The following is a 17026-nucleotide window of genomic DNA, read 5'->3' on the forward strand; positions in this document are numbered from 1 at the left end:
CGCGCACCGCTCGGGGTGCACGACACGACGGGCCGGTCGGATGCCACGCAGCATCCGCCCGGCCCGTCGGCGTCAGCGGGCCGGTGGGCCGGCGTCGACGTCGGGCTGCATGCCCGCGACCCGGATCGACTCAGGCGAGGTACGGCCCGAGCACCGCGTCGACCATCCGCTCGGCCGCGTCGGACTCGCCCCGCTCGCGGCTCAGCACGCGCAGCGCGAGGAACCCGGCGAAGGCCTCCGAGACGTCGAACAGCGGAGCATCCGCCCGCACCTCCCCCGCATCGACCGCGTGCTGGAGGCGGCGCACCATCACCGACTCGTCGCCGAGCTTCGCCCGGAGCATCCGCCCGATCTCGGCATTGTCCATCGCGGCCGCCACCAGCGACCGGAACAGGCCGGCGTGCTCCTCGCCGGTCACGAACTCCATCAGCGACCCGAGCCAGGCGATCATGTCGTCGCGGATGTGCCCGGCGGCCGGCGGCATGAACTGGTCGGGCAGCAGCACGCCCTCGAGCACGCACTCCGCCACGACCTCGGCCTTCGACGGCCACCACCGGTAGATCGTCTGCTTGCCCACGTGGGCGCGCGCGGCGATGCCCTCGATGGTCAGGTGGTCGTAGCCCTTCTCCGCGAAGAGGGCGGCCGTCGCCTCGAGGATCGAGCGGTGCGCGGCCTCGCTGCGAACGGCTCCGCGGCGTCGCTCGTTCATGTTCTCACCCTATACTCAGTCAACGAGACGCACCGTTGCGTATTCTTTCCTCGCACCTACGACAACGGGAGGTCTCGGCGTGGCCGAACTGCTCTATCGACTCGGCAAGCTCAGCGCGCGGCGCGCGTGGGTGGTGATCCTCACCTGGGTCCTCGTGCTCGGCGCCGCGGGCGTCGGCTTCGCGGTCGGCTTCAAGGGCCTGGCCACCAGCTTCGACGTGCCCGGCACCGCCTCCGGAGAGGTGACCGACACCCTCGCCGAGGAGCTCCCCGACTACGCCGGCGCCTCGGGCACCGTCGTCTACAGCAGCACCGACGGCGAGCCCTTCACCGACGCCCAGCGCGAGGCGATCTCCGAGCTCGCCGCGGACGCCACCGACCTTCCCCAGGTCGCCGACGTGATCGACCCGTTCGACGCCCAGCAGGAGCTCGACGACGCCCGGCAGGAGATCGTCGACGGGCGCGAGCAGATCGCCGACGCACGCACCGAGCTCGACGACGGGCAGGAACAGCTCGACGCCGCCCTCGAGCAGCTCGAGGCCGGCCAGACCCAGCTCGACGACGGTCAGGCCCAGCTCGACGACGGCCGGGCCCAGCTCGACGCCGCCCGCGCGCAGGCCGAGGCCGCCGGCGCACCCCCGCAGCAGCTCGCCGCGATCGACGCGCAGCTGGCCCAGCTCGACGCCCAGCAGGCCGAGCTCGACGCGCAGCAGGCGCAGCTCGACGCGGGTCGCGACGAGATCGCGGACCAGCAGCAGCAGATCGACGACGGCCGCGTCGAGCTCGAGGAGCAGGCCGAGCTGCTCGAGCAGGGCGCCGAGCTGCTCGCACTCTCCGAAGGCATCGGCGTCGTCTCGGAGGACGGCGCGACCGCGCTCGTGAACATCTCCTACGAGGTGTCGCTGCTCGAGCTCGAGACCGAATCGAAGGTCGCCACGGCGGAGTTCTTCGAGGCGAGCCCCATCGAGGGCACCGAGATGGGCCTCTCGACCACCATCGCGCAGACCGTGCCGTCGCTGGTCGGTATCGGCGAGATCGTCGGCCTCATCATCGCCGCGATCGTGCTGCTCGTCATGCTCGGCACGGCCATCGCCGCCTCCCTGCCCATCATCACGGCGCTCGTCGGCGTGGCGATCGCGGTGCTCGGGTCGATGGCGTTCTCGGGCGTCGTCGACATGTCGTCGGTCACCCCGGTGCTCGGCATCATGCTGGGCCTCGCGGTCGGCATCGACTACGCGCTGTTCATCGTCAACCGCCACCGCAAGCAGCTGCTCGAGGGCGCCGACCTGCACGAGTCGATCGGGCTGGCCAACGGCACCGCGGGCAACGCGGTCGTGTTCGCGGGCTCGACCGTGATCGTCGCGCTCCTCGCACTCAACGTCACGGGCATCCCGTTCCTCGGCCTCATGGGCACCGTGGGCGCGTTCGCCGTGCTGGTCGCGGTGCTCATCGCGACCTCGCTCATCCCGGCGCTGCTCGGCCTGATCGGCATGCGCGTGCTGAGCAGGAAGGCCCGCGCGGCGGTCGGCACCGTGCACCACGAGGACACCGCGGCGAAGCCGATGGGCAACTGGCGCGCCGTGCTCACCATGCTCGGCACCATCGTGGCGCTGCTCGTCGTCGCGATCCCGTCCCTGTCGATGCGCGTGGGCCTGCCCGACGGCTCCAGCGAGCCCGAGGGTTCGCCCGGCTACGTCGCACACGAGCTGACCGCGGCGGCGTTCGGCGAGGGCGCGAACGGCCCGCTGCTGGTCACCGCCGAACTGCCCGGCGGCCAGGACGACGCCGAGCAGCTGCAGGCGCAGCTCGACGTCGCCACCGTCATCTCCGAGCAGGACTCGGTCGTCGCCGTCGCGCCGATCGCGATCTCCGACGACGGCACGCTCGCCGCGTTCCAGGTCGTGCCGGCGGAGGGCCCGAACTCGGTCTCGACCGACCAGCTCGTGCGCGACCTGCGCGAGCTGCCCCCGGTCAACGGCGAGTACGCCCTCGGCGTCGCCGGCCAGGCGGCGATCAACATCGACATCTCCGAGAACCTCAACGACGCGCTGCCGCTCTACCTCACGGTGGTGGTCGGGCTCTCGCTGCTGATCATGATCGTCGTGTTCCGGTCGCTGCTCGTGCCGCTCATCGCCACGGGCGGGTTCATCCTGTCGCTGTTCGCCACCTACGGCGCGACCGTCGCGGTGTTCCAGTGGGGCTGGGGCGCCGAGCTCATCGGCCTGCACGCGACCGGCCCGATCCTGAGCTTCCTGCCGGTGATCCTCGTCGGCATCCTGTTCGGGCTCGCGATGGACTACCAGCTGTTCCTCGCCTCGGGCATGCGCGAGGCGTACGTGCACGGGGCACCCGCGCGCCTGGCCGTGATGCAGGGCTTCCGCGCCGGCCGCTCGGTCGTGACGGCCGCGGGCCTCATCATGATCTCGGTGTTCGGCGGGTTCATCTTCGCCGAGTCGGTCATGATCCGCTCGATCGGATTCGGCCTCGCGATCGGCATCCTGCTCGACGCCTTCGTGGTGCGGATGCTGCTGATGCCGGCGATCATGCACCTGCTCGGCCGCTCGGCCTGGTGGCTGCCCAAGTGGCTCGACCGCATCATCCCGAACGTCGACGTCGAGGGCGCCGCGCTCGAGCGCCGTCACCACGCCGACGGCTCGCCGTCGAACGAGGACGAGGGCGAGGGCGAGGCGGATGCCCCCGAGGCCGACGCCGCGGACTCCTCGGAGGCCCGCGCCTAGCCTGCAGCAGCACCCCGATCGGCCCCGGTGGACCACGTCCGCCGGGGCCGATCCGCGTCCGAGCGGGGTCGCCTGCGAGACTGGAGTGGTGACACGCACCATCTCCGCTCGCGCGATCCTCTTCGACATGGACGGCACGCTCGTCGACTCGCATCCGGTGGTCGAGCGCATCTGGGCCGAGTTCGCCCGGCGGTTCGACCTCGACGTCGCCGAGATCCTCGCGACCTCGCACGGCGTGCGCATGGTCGAGACCGCGCGGAAGTACGCCCCGCACGGCACCGACATCGATGCGGTGGTCGCCGACCTCAGCCGCATCGAGTACGACGACACCGAGGGCGTGACGGCGATCGCCGGCGCCCGCGACCTGCTGGACTCGCTGCCGCACGGCAGCTGGGCGCTCGTCACGAGCGCCGCCCGACCGCTCACCGAGAAGCGCATGGCGGGCGTCGGCCTGCCGATCCCGGCCGTGATCGTCACCTCCGAGGTGGTGACCAAGGGCAAGCCCGACCCCGAGCCCTACCTCCGCGCCGCCGAGCAGCTCGGCGTCGCCGCATCCGACTGCCTCGTCTTCGAGGATGCGGAGGCCGGCATCCGCGCCGGCGTCGCCTCGGGCGCGCAGGTCGTGGTGGTCGGCGACGCACCGAGCGAGACCGCCGACCGGCTCGGGCTCCCGCGCATCCCCGACCACACCGCGCTGCGCGTCGAGCACGCGGATGGCGGGCTTCACGTGCAGCTCCCCTAGCGACGCGACCGCACGCGGTTCAGGAAGGTCGGCGCAGCCACTTCCCGAACACCGACGAGCGACGTTCGCGCGCGCGGCGCGCCTGCCGTTCGCGCTCGAGCTCCGCGGCGACGGCCGCCGCTGCACGCCGTTCCTCGCGCCGCGTGCGCCATGCGGCCACCTCGGCCTCGACGTCTCGGGTCGGCGTCACGACCGGCGGCCCGCCGAGCAGCTGCCGCCGGGCGTCGATCACACGCCGGTTGAAGTCCTCGAGCGCATCGCGCACGGCCTGCTCGCGCTGCATCCCGTCGAGCCGCTCCTCGAGCTGCGCGTGCTCGACCCGCAGCGTCAGCGCCGGCGGCCCGAGGCCACCGAGCTGCTCCCGCTCGATCTTCCGCCGGATCCACCAGTCGGGGTCGTGCCGCCCGTCGAGCCCCTCGAGCGGCTTGCCCGCTCCGGGCAGGTCGTCGAACTCGCCGCGGCGCATCGCCTGCTGGATCGCGGTCTCGACGTAGGCCGCGCGCTCGGTCGCGGTCGGCACGCGCGCGGACTCGTCGGGCGCGCCCGCGCCGCCGGAGTCGCCGGTCGCGCCCGAGGCATCCGTCTCGCCCTGCTCCTCGGCCGGGTCGCCGTCCCGCTCGCGCAGGAACTCCTCGGCGGCCCGGTCGACCCGGTAGCGCCAGGCGTCGCGCCTCGCGTCCCCGACCATGCCGCCCCCGATCCACTCCGCCGACCGTGTCCGCGACGATACCCCACCGAATTCCGGGCCGGATGGGAGCGCGCACCCATGCGCCCGGGAACGCCCCCGCCATACGTTCGCACCACATCGACGAGAGGACGTGCGACATGCACACGCAACGCCCCGCAACACCGTCCGCCTGGCAGCAGTCGAGGACGCGGCGCATCGTGTTCACGGTGCTCGTGATCCTGGTGCCGCTCTGGATCCTGCTCCGCAACCTGTTCGGCCTGACCGAGGTCGCGCTCATGTGGCTCCCCCCGGAGGTGCTCGGCGAGATGCTCGGCGAGTCGGACCCCGACGCCGGCGCCGACGACATCGCCGCGTTCGAGGCGGAGCGGGCGCACTACATGGCCATCGGGGTCATGTCGTGGGCCGCCGTGCTCTCCGCCTTCGCGCAGTGGCGACGGCCCGCGCGGCGCGTCGGGTCGATGCAGCTGCTGCTCGCGATCGGGCTCGGCGCGACCGTCGTCTACGGGCTCTCGGGCACCCTCAGCGAGTGGCTCATCGAGGAGGGCCTGCTGCTCGCGCCGATCGTGCTGCTCGCCGTGTTCCACCCGCGCGCCCGCGACCTGCTCCGCCCGGCCGGCTTCGACGTGCCGATGGCGATCGCGGCACTCGTCGCCGCGGTGCCCTGGGCGGCCTACGCGGTCGTCAACGCGGTGCTGCAGCTCGGCGACGCCACCGGCGACCCGCACGTCGAGCCCGAGCACTGGGCGACCAACGCGCTCATGGGCATCACGCTCGCCGCGGCTGCGGCGATCGGCTCGAGCCGCGCCGACGGCACGAGGCTTCCTGCCTGGATCGCGGTCGGCGGCACCCTGCTCTTCGCCGTGCACTCGCTCGCCTTCCCGGGCGCGGAGTCGGGCCTCGGCACCGTCTGGGCCGTGCTCGCGATCGCGTGGGCGGCGGGCTTCGCGGTGCTCCTGGTCCGGCGAATCGTGCTCGAGCGCGGCGTCCCGGTGCTCCCGGCAGACACGCCCACGACGGCGGAACCCGCAGCGGCGTCCACCGCCGACCGCTGACCCCGGCCGGGCGACGAACCGGAACGGCATAATGGCACCAGCACTCCAATCGCCGGAGGCGACGGTGGCCGAGACGACCTCGATGACGCAGCCACGATCCGTGCTGCGCCGGGGTGCCTCGCCAGCCACCGTCGCCGCCGTCGCGGTGTGGCTCCTGGTCGTCGCCGCCTGGCTGGCCACGTGGGTGGTGTTCGCGCTGGCGGGCGCCGACAGCCTGCTGGTCGGCCAGTTCGCGCTGGCGGATGCCGCGGGCTCGCTGTTCGCCCTCACCATGGCGTCGGTCGGGGCGCTCGTGGTCGTGCGCGGCGGACCGACCGGGTACGGCGCGCTCATGCTGGCGTTCGGCGCGACCTCGATCGTGGTCAATGCGGCCGGGTACTACGCCCTCCTCGCCGTGCCCGACGGGCTTCCGCTCGCCGCGGCGGCGGTGTGGCTGCAGGACCTCTTCCCGATCGGCTTCCTGCTCGGCGTGCTGCTGCTGCCGTCGCTCTTCCCCGACGGCACCGCGGCCTCGCCGGGCTGGCGGCGCGCCGTGGCCACCGTCGCGGCCGGCTGGATCGCCTACATCGCGTTCTTCGCGTTCGTCGCACGCCCGGCCGAGAACCTCATGTTCGCGCTCGACGAGCCTCCGTCCAACCCGCTGGGCGTCATCGTGCTGCCCGCGGAGGTCCTGGAGTTCACCGTCGGCCTCCCCTGGCTGGTGCTCGTGGCCGCCACCGTCGTGGTGTCGTTCGGCAGCCTGGTGACCCGGTGGCGGCGCGCCCGGTCACGCGAGACCCGGCAGCAACTGGCCTGGGTCGTCTTCGCGTTCGCGCTCGTGCTGCTCGCACTCCTCGCGAGCGAGGTGCTGAACTCGCTGGCGTTCAACGTCTTCGGCGTCGACCTCGGCCTCGCCCCGGCGCTCGACGTCGTCGGCTCGATCGCGCTGGTCGGGCTCGCCGTCGCCTGGGGCATCGCCGTGCTGCGCTTCCGGCTGCACTCGATCGACCTCGTCATCAACCGCACCGTGGTCTACGGCACGCTCACGCTGACGATCACCGCGGTCTACGTCGTGCTCGTCGTCGGCGTCGGAAGCCTCCTCCCGGTCGAGCAGCCGACCCTCGCGCTGGGTGCGACCGTGCTCGTGGCCGTCGGCGTGGCCCCGCTGCGCGACGCGCTCCAGCGCGTCGTCAACCGCGTGATGTTCGGACGCCGCGACGATCCCTACGCGGTCATGTCCGAACTCGGCCGCCTGCTGTCGGAGGCGGGCACGCCCGAGGAGACGCTGCAGACCCTCGTCGACACGGTCGGCGAGTCGCTCAAGCTGCCGGGCGTCGCGGTCGAGCTCGAGCAGGACGGCGCCTGGGTGGTGCAGGCCGCGCACGGCACTCCGCCGCCTCCGGGCACCGGCGCCTCGGTGCCGCTGCGCGACCGCGGGGAACTCGTCGGCCGGCTGATCGCGGCGCCCCGATCACCGCGCGAACCCCTCTCCGAGGGCGACCTCGCGCTGCTCGCGGACATCGCCGGCCCCGCGGCATCCGTCGCCCGCACCGTGCGACTCACCGCCGACCTGCGCGCGTCCCGCGAGCGCCTCGTGCTGGCCCGCGAGGAGGAGCGCCGGCGCATCCGCCGCGACCTGCACGACGGGCTCGGCCCGTCGCTGGCGGCGCAGACGTTCCAGCTCGACGAGATCCTCGACCGGGTCGGCAGCGATCCCGAGGGCGCGGCCGAGGTCGCCGCCGCGCTCAAGGAACGCAACCGTGAGCTCGTCGCCGACGTGCGCCGGCTCGTGCACGCACTGCGCCCGCCGACCCTCGACGAGCTCGGCCTGGCCGGTGCGCTCCGCGCGCACGCGTCACAGCTCGACGGCTCCGGGCGCATGGCCGTGCGCATCGCGTCGGTGCCCGATCCGCTGCCGCCGGTGCCCGCGGCCGTGGAGGTCGCCGGGTACCACATCGCCCGCGAGGCGGTCACCAACGCGATCCGGCACGCGCGCGCGACGCGGTGCACGGTCACGCTCGCGATCGACGGGCCGGCGCTGGTCGTCGCGGTGCGCGACGACGGCCGCGGCATGGCCGAGGGCGATGGAACGGGGCTCGGGATGCGCACCATGCGCGAGCGGGCCGAGGAGCTCGGCGGACGATTCGCAGTGCACGCCGGCAATGGCCCGGCCGGCGTCGAGGTGGTCGCCACCATCCCGCTGCGCGAGGCGGCCGTCGCCGAGCAGGCCTCGTCCGAGGCGGCGTCGTGACCGAGACGCGAGCGGATGCCCCGCCGAGCGCCGCGCCCGCCGTGCGCGTGCTCGTCGTCGACGACCACCGCCTCTTCCGCGACGGCCTCGCCGCGCTCATCGGCCGCGCCGACGATGCCGAGGTCGTCGGCAGCGCCGAGACGGGTGCCGAGGCGATCGCGCAGGTCGAGGCGCTGCGCCCCGACGTCGTGCTGATGGACGTGATGATGCCCGACATGAACGGCATCGAGGCGACCCGTCGCATCACCGCCGACCACGCCGGCACCGCGGTCGTCATGCTCACCATGCTCGAGGACGACGACTCGCTGTTCGCCGCCATGTGCGCCGGCGCGCGCGGCTACGTGCTGAAGGGCGCCGACACCGCCGACGTGCTCCGCACGGTCCGGGCGGCAGCCCGCGGCGAGGCGCTCTTCGGTCCGGCGGTCGCGCAGCAGCTCACCGCGTTCTTCCGGCACGCGGATGCCACGGGCCCGACCGTCACGGCCTTCCCCGAGCTCACCGACCGCGAGCGCGAGGTGCTCGACCTCATCGCCCAGGGCCGCGACAACGCCGGCATCGCCCACCGTCTGCAGGTCTCGACGAAGACCGTGAGCAACCACATCTCCAGCATCTTCGCCAAGCTCCGCGTCTCCGACCGGGCGCAGGCGATCGTCGCCGCCCGCGAGGCGGGTCTCGGCCGGGGCGCCTGACGCGGCCGGCGCGGCGAGGATGTGACGAAACCCGAACGGGCCTCCCGCGCCGCGCGGCCCCGGCCGTAGGGTCGAGCCATGACGAGTCCGGGGCCCGAGCAGGCGAGCCGAGCGGATGCCCCGGTGGACGACCTGGTCGGCCCGACCCGACGCGCGCACCGCATCACGTGGGTCGGCATCACGGCGGCTGCGCTGCTCGTCGCGGCATCCGTGCTCATCCCGCTCTGGACCGGGTGGGACGTCGCCGTCAAGGGCGGTCCGCCGCTGCACGGGTTCTGGGATCCGCGCTTCGGGCCGGGCAGCGCGCCGGCGATCGCGATCGCGGTGCTCGCACTCGTCGGCGCCGCTCCCCTCGCGATGCGGCTGCGCTGGGGTTGGCTGCTCCTCGCGGCCTACCTGACCGGTGCCGCGTGGCTCGCGATGCTCGCGCTCGTCGACGGGTTCGACGGCATCGCCGCGGTGCTCGACGCCGACATCGAGTACCTGCCCACGGCCCGTGAGGTGACCGACCTGGGCGCGACGCTCGAGGAGTTCATCGAGCGCATCCCGCGCGACCATCCCGACAACTGGCGGGTGCACATCGCCGGGCATCCGGCCGGCGCGCTCGTCCTCTTCGTCGGCCTCGTGCGCATCGGGCTCGGATCGGGCGCCGCCGCCGGGTGGCTCGTGCTCGGGCTCGCCGCGACCATCCCGCTCGCCGTCATGCTGACGATGCGCCGGTTCGGCGCCGAGCTCGCCGCGCGCCGCGCCGCGCCGTTCCTCGTGCTCGGGCCCTCCGCCATCTGGATGGCGGTCTCGGGCGACGCGCTCTTCGCCGCGTTCACCGCGTGGGGGCTCTGCCTGCTCGCGTACGCGACCCGCGCCGCCTCGCACGCGGCCACCGCCGCGTGGGCGATCGGCGCGGGCCTGCTGCTCGGCTACGGCGTGCTGCTGTCGTACGGCCTGGTACTGATGGGCCTGCTCGCGGTCGCGGTGCTCGTGCTCGGGCGCGACTGGCGGCCGCTGCCGTGGGCGGTGGGCGCCGCCCTCGTGCCCGTGCTGGTCTTCGCCGCCGCCGGGTTCGCGTGGTGGGAGGCCTACCCCGTGCTGGTCGACCGATACTGGGACGGCATCGCCAGCCGCCGCCCGGCGTCGTACTGGATCTGGGGCGACCTCGCCGCGCTCGCGTGCAGTGCGGGCCTCGTGGCAGGGGCATCCGTCGGTCTCACCGCAGCGCGCGTGCGCGAGTGGCGCAGTTGGAGCCGCCCGGTCGAGGTCGTCGTGGTGCTCACCCTCGCCGCCGCCGCGACGCTGCTCGTCGCCGACCTCTCGCAGATGAGCAAGGCCGAGGTCGAGCGCATCTGGCTGCCCTTCGTGCCCTGGCTGCTGGTCGGCACCGCCCTGCTGCCGCGCGCCTGGGTGCGACCCGCGCTGGCGATCCAGCTGGCGCTGGCGATCACCCTGCAGCACCTCTACTTCTTCCAGTGGTGACGGATGCGACCGGGCGGCGGATGCCCCGGGCTCAGCCCCCGGCCGCGACACCGTCCTTCGCGGGCGGCGTCGGCGACGAGTCCTCCTCCGCTGCGTCGTCCCCCTCGGCGGCCTTGCGCTTCTCCCGCTTCTCCCACTGGGAGAGCGCGACGGCGAGGATGAGCGACATGCCGTAGAAGAGGTCGTTCACCCAGCGCGGGAGCCCCGCGAGCTGGAGGCCCTTGATGCCCACGGCGAGCACGTACAGCGCGACGATCGTGCCGAGCACGTTGAAGCGCCCGGCGCGGAACTGCGTGGCGCCGAGGAACACGGCGGTGAGCGCGGGCAGCAGGAACGACGGCCCGACCGTCGGGTCGCCCGCGTTGAGGCGGCTCGTGAGCAGCGCCCCGGCGAGCGCCGCGAGCGCGCCGCCCGCGACGAGCGAGCCGATGCGCAGGCGGTCGACGCCGATCCCCGCCAGGTGGGACGCCTCGGGCGCGAACCCGACCGCGTACATGCGGCGCCCGACCGGCGTGCGCTCCAGCACGTACCAGGTCACGATCGCGACGGCGAGCAGCACCCAGACCGGCACCGTGATGCCGAGGAAGCGCGAGGTCGCGATCTCGCGGTAAGCCGGGTCGAGCCCGAGGATCTGCTGGCTGTTCGAGACCCACGCCATGCCGGCGAGCAGGATCGAGCTCATGCCGAGCGTGGCGATGATCGGCTCGACGCGGAGCTTGGTGATGACGAGGCCGGTGACCAGGCCGATCAGCGCGCCGGCGAGCAGCACGGCCGGCAGCTCCACGGCGATGGGCAGCTGCGCCACGCCGAGGAGCCATGCGGCCAGGATCGCGCTGAATCCGACCTGCGCGCCCACCGCGAGGTTCAGCGACCCCGCGACGAGCGGGATGAGCGCGGCGATCGCGGCGATGCCGGTGAGCGCCTCGGCGTCGAGCAGCGAGCGCCACACGCCCACCTGCAGGAACTTCTCCGGGATCCAGATGGTGAAGACGACGAAGAGCACGATGAAGATGTAGATCGCGCTGATGTTGCGGAAGGAGAGTGCGCGGCGGATCTCGGCGCGTCTGCTGGTCACGGATGCTCCTCTGTTGCGGGTGTTCGGGGAGGTGGAGGTCACGGCAGGCCGTACCCCTCGGCGATGAGTCGGTGTTCGGTGAGGTCGTCGCCCTGGAGCACCGCGGCCGCGCGGCCGTCGCGCATGACGACGACGCGGTCGCAGATCGCGAGCAGTTCCTTCGCGTCGGAGGAGCTCACGAGCACCGCCGTGCCGTCGGCGGCGGCCCGGCCGATCGCGGCATAGATCGTCGCCTTCGCGCCGACGTCGACGCCCTGCGTGGGCTCGTCGAGCAGCAGCACCCTCGGCCGGTCGCGCAGCGCACGGGCCAGCACGATCTTCTGCTGGTTGCCGCCGGAGAACAGCGAGATCCGCTGCTCGGCCCGGTGCGGCCTGACGTCGTACTCGGTCAGGAGCCGGTCGCTCTCCGCGCGCTCGCGACGCGACAGGATGCGACCGAGGCCGCCGGTCACCGTGCCGAGCTGCGGCAGCGTCAGGTTCTCGCGCGCGGTGAACTCGCGCACGATGCCCAGGTGCGCGCGGTCGCCCGGGGCGAACGCGATGCCCCGGCCGAGGCTCGCGGCGGGCGAGCGATCGGCGTACGGCTGGCCCGAGACGTCGAAGATGTCGGCGGATGCCTCGCCGGCACCGTACAGCAGCGACGGCACCGCCTCACGACCCGACCCGAGCACGCCCGCCACGCCGACGATCTCGCCCGGCCGCAGGTCGAGGTCGAGTCCCTCGACGCTCGCGCCGTGGAGCCCGCGCACGCTGAGGGCGGTCGGGCTCGCCGGAGCGCCGTCCCCGGCGCGCTCCTCGCGCGGTTCCGGAGGGCTCACGACCGGCGCGGTCCGCACGGTGGCGCCGTCCTCGGCGCCCGTGATGAATCCGATGAGCCGCGTCTCGTCGACCTCGTGCGCGGGCTCGTCGGCGACCTTGTGCCCGTCGCGCAGCACGACGATGCGGTCGGAGAGCCCGAGCACCTCGTCGAGGCGGTGCGAGACGAAGACGATCCCGGTGCCGTCGGCCGCGAGGCGACGCACCGCCTCGAAGAGCACGTCGACCTCGCTGCGGTGCAGCGACTCGGTCGGCTCGTCGAGCAGCAGCACGTTCGCGGAGTGGGTCCATCCGTCGAGCGCGCGGCTGATCGCGACGACCGCGCGCTGCGCCGGGGTGAGCGTGCGCACCGGCACGTCGACGTCGAACACCGGGCCGAAGCGCGCCACCAGCTCGCGCGCCCGGGCACTGCGCCGCCGGTCGTGGAACGGCGCGAGCCCGCCGGCGCCGGTTCCCCGCATGAGCGCGAGGTTCTCCGCGGCCGAGAGCTCCGGCACGAGCGCGAGGTCCTGGTGGATGAAGTGCAGCCCCGTGCCCTCGGCGAGCTCCACCCTGCCGCCGTCGGCGGCGTAGACGCCCGCGAGGATCTTCACGAGCGTCGACTTGCCCGAGCCGTTCTGTCCCACGACCGAGACGATCTCGCCCGGGTGGACGTCGAGGCTCACCCGGTCGAGCGCGACGAGGCCCGGGAACATCTTCAGCATTCCGCGCACGCGGAGCAGGGGCTCTCCGATCTCGTGGGTCACGGGGCATCCTCTCTCTGGTCTTCGGGGTGGTGGGAAGGGCACTGCCGGGGAGGCACAGGGGCCGCCTCCCCGGCAGTGGGTGGGGAGATCAGTCGACGAGCCAGTTGGCCGCGAACTGGTCCTGGTAGTCGGGGATCGCGACGTAGCCGACCACCGGGTCCTCGGGGACGTTGCTCGCGTCGGTGACCCGCGTGAGCGACGACGCCGACGTCCCGGCGTCCGGCCACTCGTAGTCCTGCCCGCCCATCTCGCGGAGCAGCTGGTCGAGCACGGTCCACATCATGAGGTTCAGGTCGACCGACAGGGTCGCGTCCTGGTCGCCCGCCGAGATCTGCTCGTAGTTCGGCGGCGGGGTCCACATGCCGATGCCCTGGATCTCGATGCCCGCGAGGTCGAGCTTCGCCGGGAGGCCGAGCTGCACCTCGTCGACCGCCGAGATGAAGTACTCGGTCTGCGGGTTCGCCTGCAGGTCGCTCACGACCCGGTCGGCGGCCGTCGATCCGAGTTCCGCGATCGGGATGTCCACCGTGCGGAGGGTGCACTCGCTGCAGAGCTCGGCGATCTTCGACTCGGCGCCCTCGAGCTCGTACGGCGAGAACGGGAACTCCGGGATGTTGTAGAACACGAACTCGGTGGCACCGCCCGAGCGTGCGATCGCGGCGGCGCCGAGGGCCTCGCCGTTCGCGCGCATCCAGTCGGGCCCGTTGAACGCCTCGGGCAGGCCGTACTCGACCGTGTTCATGACCGAGCCGCTGACCAGCGGGATGCCCAGCTCGTCGAGCTGCTCGATCTGCGACTCGAAGAAGACCGGGTCGAGGGTGATGTTGATGACGCCGTCGGGCGCGATCTCGACGACCGAGTTCATCGCCGAGTTGACCGACTGCGCGTCGCGACCGACCTCGACGCGCTCGAGCTCGAGGCCGAGCAGCTCGGCCGGCGCCTGCAGGTTGCCCCACATCACGGCGCTGACCGGGGTGCCCACGTCGAGGTAGACCACGTGGGTGCCCTCCGCCACGGGGGCCTCGAGGGGCTCGTCGATGAGCAGGGTCTTGTCGCCCTCGCCGTTCCACGGCACGAGGAACTCCTCGGCCGCGGCGACAGCGCTCTCGTCGGTGGTCTCGTCGCCGTCGGTGGTGGTGCCGCCGTCGCTCGAGCACGACGTGAGCAGGAGCGCGCCTGCGGCCAGGAGCGCGGCCGGTGCCGCCCTCTTCGTTCGTGCGTGCATCGTTGCACTTCCTTTCTGGTTGGGTTCTCGGTGCGGTGCTGTCGGGATGGTGCGTCGGTCAGGTGGTGCGGGAGCGGTGCGGAGTTCAGAAGGGGTACGTCGCGACCTGCGACTGGACGGTCACCCACTGGGTCTCGGTGAACGCGTCGATGTTGGCCTCGTGCCCGCCGAAGCGGCTGCCGGTGCCCGACAGGCCTGTGCCGCCGAACGGCGCCTGCGACTCGTCGTCGACGGTCTGGTCGTTGACGTGCACGATGCCGGTGCGCATGCGGTCGGCGAGCTCGTACGCGCGGAACGCGTCGCCGGCGAGGATGCCGAGCGAGAGGCCGTACTCGGTGGCGTTGGCGAGCTCGACGGCCTCGTCGACGGATGCCACCTTGGTGACCGGTGCGACCGGGCCGAAGATCTCCTTGGCGAACGCGCGGTGCTCCGGGCGCACCTCGCCCAGCACGGTCGGCCGGTAGCAGAGCCCGTCGTACTCGCCGCCCGCGACGAGGCTCGCGCCGCCGGCGACGGACTCGGTGACGATCGCGTGCACCTTGTCGCGCTGCCCCGCGTCGATGAGCGGTCCGAGCGGGGCGCCCGCCGAGGGGTCCCCGACGGGGATCGCGCGCGCCTTCTCGGCGAGGCGCTCGACGTACTCGTCGTAGATCGCCTCGTGCACGAGGTGGCGGCCGGTGGTCATGCAGATCTGGCCCTGGTGCAGGAACGAGCCCCAGGCACCGGCGGATGCGGCCGCGGCCACGTCGACGTCGTCGAGCACGATCAGCGCGCTGTTGCCGCCGAGCTCGAGGTGGGCCCGCTTCAGCAGCTGCCCCGCGCGCGCGCCGATCACGCGACCCGCCTCCGACGAGCCCGTGAACGAGATGACCGGGATGCGCGGCTCGTCGACGACCGCGGCCCCGACCTCGGCGCGGCCGGGCAGCACCGAGAACACGTTCGGCGGCAGTCCCGCGGCCTCGAGCAGCGCGGCGAAGAAGAGGCCGCCGGCCACCGTGGTGCGGGGGTCGGGCTTGTGCACGACCGCGTTGCCGAGCGCGAGCGCGGGGGCGATCGACCGCGCGGAGAGGATCGCGGGGAAGTTGAACGGCGAGATCACGCCGACCACGCCGACCGGCCGGCGACGCGCGAGACTGAGTCGGGGGCGGCTGCTCTGCAGCAGCTGCCCGTAGGGCATCATCGCCGTCGCCGCCGCAAGGTGGAACTCGCCGGCGACGAGGCCGGCCTCGAACGCGGCCTTGCCCTCGCCGGAGCCCGCCTCGCGCACGAGCCAGTGCCCGAGCACGTCGGAGTGCTCCTCGATCAGGGCGGCCGCCCGGCGCATGACGGCCGCGCGTTCCTCGGCCGGCCGCGCGGCCCACTCGACCTGCGCGTCGACGGCGAGCGTGGTCGCCTGGTCGACGTCGTCGGGCGTCGCCGTCGCGTAGGTGGCGATCCGCTCGCCCGTCGCCGGGTTCACGACATCGGCCGTCGCGGCGGTCGTCGCCCACCCGCCGATCCAGGTGCGGCCATCCCACGTCGACTGCTCGAAGAACGTCATCGGTACTTCCTCCCGGACGCCCCAGTGCGTCCCTCGACCGTCCGGCGTCTCGCATGACCGCCGGTGTTGTCGAGGGACGCTACCGGCGGTTCCGCCAGCTCCGACTGACGATTCGTGCACGGCCGCGCATCCCGTCTCCGGAGGTGACGATTCGTGCACGATCCGCGTGCTCATGCCGTTTTCGGGGCATCGCGCCTTGACGTCGAGGCGGCCGCGGGCGTACGTTTCCGGCGACGCGAGGTGGCGTCGGCATCCACAGCAGGAGCGGCCGCACCGCCTCGGCACGACAGGCGAGGAGGCGCGCGGGTTGGACGTGCAGGAGGTGCAGACCGCCGACGAGTGGGAGGACATCGTCTCCCGCTGCTTCGTCCCGCTGTCGTGCCTGTCGTTCGAGGAGTGCTTCTACGGACGCATGGAGCACCTCCGCATCGACGACCGGCTGACGGTCTCCTCGGTGGAGAGCGCGGGGCACAGCGCGGAGCGCACCGCGCGCACCGCGCGGCACGCCGACGGCGACGACCTCCACCTCTCGCTGCAGCTGGGCTCGACCGGACTGGTCGCCCAGAACGAGCGCAGCGTGCGCGTCGGCCCCGGCTCGGTCACGAGCTACGCGACCGACCAGGCGTACTACCTCGACTACTCGCCGCCGAGCCAGCGGCAGCTCATCATCCAGGTGTCGCGCAGCTCGCTCGGCATCCCCAACCGGCTCATCGACGAATCCTGCCGCCGGCTGCTGGTGCCCTCCAACGCCTCCACCCGCACGCTCTTCGCCCACGCGTCGGCGCTGCGATCCGCCGTGCCGCTCGCCACCCCGTCGGGCGTCGACGAGCTGGCCGAGGCGACCCGCGACCTCGCGGCGACCATGATCCGCTCGTCGTTCACGGCGAGCGAGGTGCTGCCGCAGACGCCGGCGGCGCTGCTCGCGACGATCGAGGAGCACCTGCGTCACCACGCCGCAGACCCCGAGCTGTCGCTGGACTCGGTCGCGCACCGGCACTACATCTCGCGCCGCAAGCTCTACCTGCTGTTCGAGCGCAACGACACGACCCCTGCGGACTTCCTGCGCCGCACGCGACTGCGCATCGGCGAGCGGATGCTGCGCGACGAGGACGACCCGGTGGCCGACGTCGCCGTGCGCGCCGGCTTCAGCGACCCGACCACGTTCGCCCGCGCGTTCCGCCGCGAGTACGGCGCGACGCCGCGCGAGTACCGCGACCTGCACGCGCCACGGATCCCCGCGCACTCCGCCGCCTGACCCGGCCCGGGAACGACGAAGGCCCGGAGCATCCGCCCCGGGCCTTCGACTG

At 73.1% G+C, this 17026-nt stretch carries 13 protein-coding genes; 7 read left to right on the forward strand and 6 right to left on the reverse strand.

From position 1 onward, the window contains the following. Positions 1–130 precede the first annotated feature (130 nt). Positions 131–709, reverse strand: a complete 579-nt coding sequence (locus QMG39_RS07255; RefSeq protein WP_281883545.1) for a TetR/AcrR family transcriptional regulator — start codon at positions 707–709, stop codon at positions 131–133. A gap of 79 nt (positions 710–788) precedes the next feature. Here QMG39_RS07255 and QMG39_RS07260 point away from each other — a divergent pair, with 79 nt between their 5' ends. Then, positions 789–3446 carry an MMPL family transporter gene (locus tag QMG39_RS07260; protein WP_281883547.1) on the forward strand — a complete coding sequence of 886 codons (2658 nt, stop codon included), beginning with the start codon at positions 789–791 and terminating at the stop codon, positions 3444–3446. A gap of 88 nt (positions 3447–3534) precedes the next feature. Continuing rightward, a complete protein-coding gene (locus tag QMG39_RS07265; RefSeq protein WP_281883549.1) occupies positions 3535–4188 on the forward strand; it encodes an HAD-IA family hydrolase in 654 nt (217 codons plus the stop codon). 19 nt (positions 4189–4207) lie between these two features. On the opposite strand, the gene QMG39_RS07270 is transcribed toward QMG39_RS07265, so the two are convergent. Beyond that, on the reverse strand, positions 4208–4876 hold the full coding sequence (locus QMG39_RS07270) for a DnaJ family domain-containing protein (protein WP_281883551.1): 669 nt from the start codon (positions 4874–4876) through the stop codon (positions 4208–4210). 137 nt (positions 4877–5013) lie between these two features. Here QMG39_RS07270 and QMG39_RS07275 point away from each other — a divergent pair, with 137 nt between their 5' ends. The 4 genes from QMG39_RS07275 to QMG39_RS07290 all read left to right on the forward strand — a co-directional run bounded on the left by QMG39_RS07275 (position 5014) and on the right by QMG39_RS07290 (position 10317). Beyond that, on the forward strand, positions 5014–5928 hold the full coding sequence (locus QMG39_RS07275; protein WP_281883553.1) for a hypothetical protein: 915 nt from the start codon (positions 5014–5016) through the stop codon (positions 5926–5928). Between the two features lie 82 nt (positions 5929–6010). Continuing rightward, positions 6011–8158: a sensor histidine kinase gene (locus QMG39_RS07280; protein ID WP_281883555.1), complete on the forward strand. Its 2148-nt coding sequence runs from the start codon at positions 6011–6013 to the stop codon at positions 8156–8158. After that, positions 8155–8847 carry a response regulator gene (locus QMG39_RS07285; protein WP_281883557.1) on the forward strand — a complete coding sequence of 231 codons (693 nt, stop codon included), beginning with the start codon at positions 8155–8157 and terminating at the stop codon, positions 8845–8847. Before QMG39_RS07280 ends, QMG39_RS07285 begins: the two co-directional genes overlap by 4 nt. A gap of 78 nt (positions 8848–8925) precedes the next feature. Beyond that, positions 8926–10317: a hypothetical protein gene (locus QMG39_RS07290; protein ID WP_281883559.1), complete on the forward strand. Its 1392-nt coding sequence runs from the start codon at positions 8926–8928 to the stop codon at positions 10315–10317. A 31-nt stretch (positions 10318–10348) separates the two neighbouring features. On the opposite strand, the gene QMG39_RS07295 is transcribed toward QMG39_RS07290, so the two are convergent. The 4 genes from QMG39_RS07295 to QMG39_RS07310 all read right to left on the reverse strand — a co-directional run bounded on the left by QMG39_RS07295 (position 10349) and on the right by QMG39_RS07310 (position 15719). Next, on the reverse strand, positions 10349–11392 hold the full coding sequence (locus tag QMG39_RS07295) for an ABC transporter permease (protein ID WP_281883561.1): 1044 nt from the start codon (positions 11390–11392) through the stop codon (positions 10349–10351). 38 nt (positions 11393–11430) lie between these two features. Next, the gene (locus tag QMG39_RS07300; RefSeq protein WP_281883563.1) at positions 11431–12954 is read right to left on the reverse strand and encodes a sugar ABC transporter ATP-binding protein; all 1524 of its coding nucleotides are present in this window, start codon (positions 12952–12954) and stop codon (positions 11431–11433) included. Between the two features lie 88 nt (positions 12955–13042). Beyond that, positions 13043–14179 (reverse strand): sugar ABC transporter substrate-binding protein, encoded by a 1137-nt coding sequence (locus QMG39_RS07305; protein WP_281883565.1) that lies wholly within the window; start codon positions 14177–14179, stop codon positions 13043–13045. 85 nt (positions 14180–14264) lie between these two features. Next, positions 14265–15719, reverse strand: a complete 1455-nt coding sequence (locus QMG39_RS07310) for an aldehyde dehydrogenase family protein (protein WP_281883567.1) — start codon at positions 15717–15719, stop codon at positions 14265–14267. Positions 15720–16032: 313 nt separating this feature from the next. Here QMG39_RS07310 and QMG39_RS07315 point away from each other — a divergent pair, with 313 nt between their 5' ends. Then, positions 16033–16974, forward strand: coding sequence for an AraC family transcriptional regulator (locus tag QMG39_RS07315; RefSeq protein ID WP_281887197.1), 942 nt, complete (start codon positions 16033–16035; stop codon positions 16972–16974). Positions 16975–17026 lie beyond the last annotated feature (52 nt).

This window comes from Agromyces rhizosphaerae (assembly GCF_027925245.1).
In the GTDB taxonomy this organism is placed as follows: Bacteria; Actinomycetota; Actinomycetes; order Actinomycetales; family Microbacteriaceae; genus Agromyces; species Agromyces rhizosphaerae.

Coding starts and splice junctions, on each gene's coding strand:
- QMG39_RS07255 (WP_281883545.1), bottom strand. CDS start 709: ATGAACGAGCGACGCCGCGGAGCCGTTCGCAGCGAGGCCGCGCACCGC.
- QMG39_RS07270 (WP_281883551.1), bottom strand. CDS start 4,876: ATGGTCGGGGACGCGAGGCGCGACGCCTGGCGCTACCGGGTCGACCGG.
- QMG39_RS07305 (WP_281883565.1), bottom strand. CDS start 14,179: ATGCACGCACGAACGAAGAGGGCGGCACCGGCCGCGCTCCTGGCCGCA.
- QMG39_RS07280 (WP_281883555.1), top strand. CDS start 6,011: ATGACGCAGCCACGATCCGTGCTGCGCCGGGGTGCCTCGCCAGCCACC.
- QMG39_RS07275 (WP_281883553.1), top strand. CDS start 5,014: ATGCACACGCAACGCCCCGCAACACCGTCCGCCTGGCAGCAGTCGAGG.
- QMG39_RS07310 (WP_281883567.1), bottom strand. CDS start 15,719: ATGACGTTCTTCGAGCAGTCGACGTGGGATGGCCGCACCTGGATCGGC.
- QMG39_RS07290 (WP_281883559.1), top strand. CDS start 8,926: ATGACGAGTCCGGGGCCCGAGCAGGCGAGCCGAGCGGATGCCCCGGTG.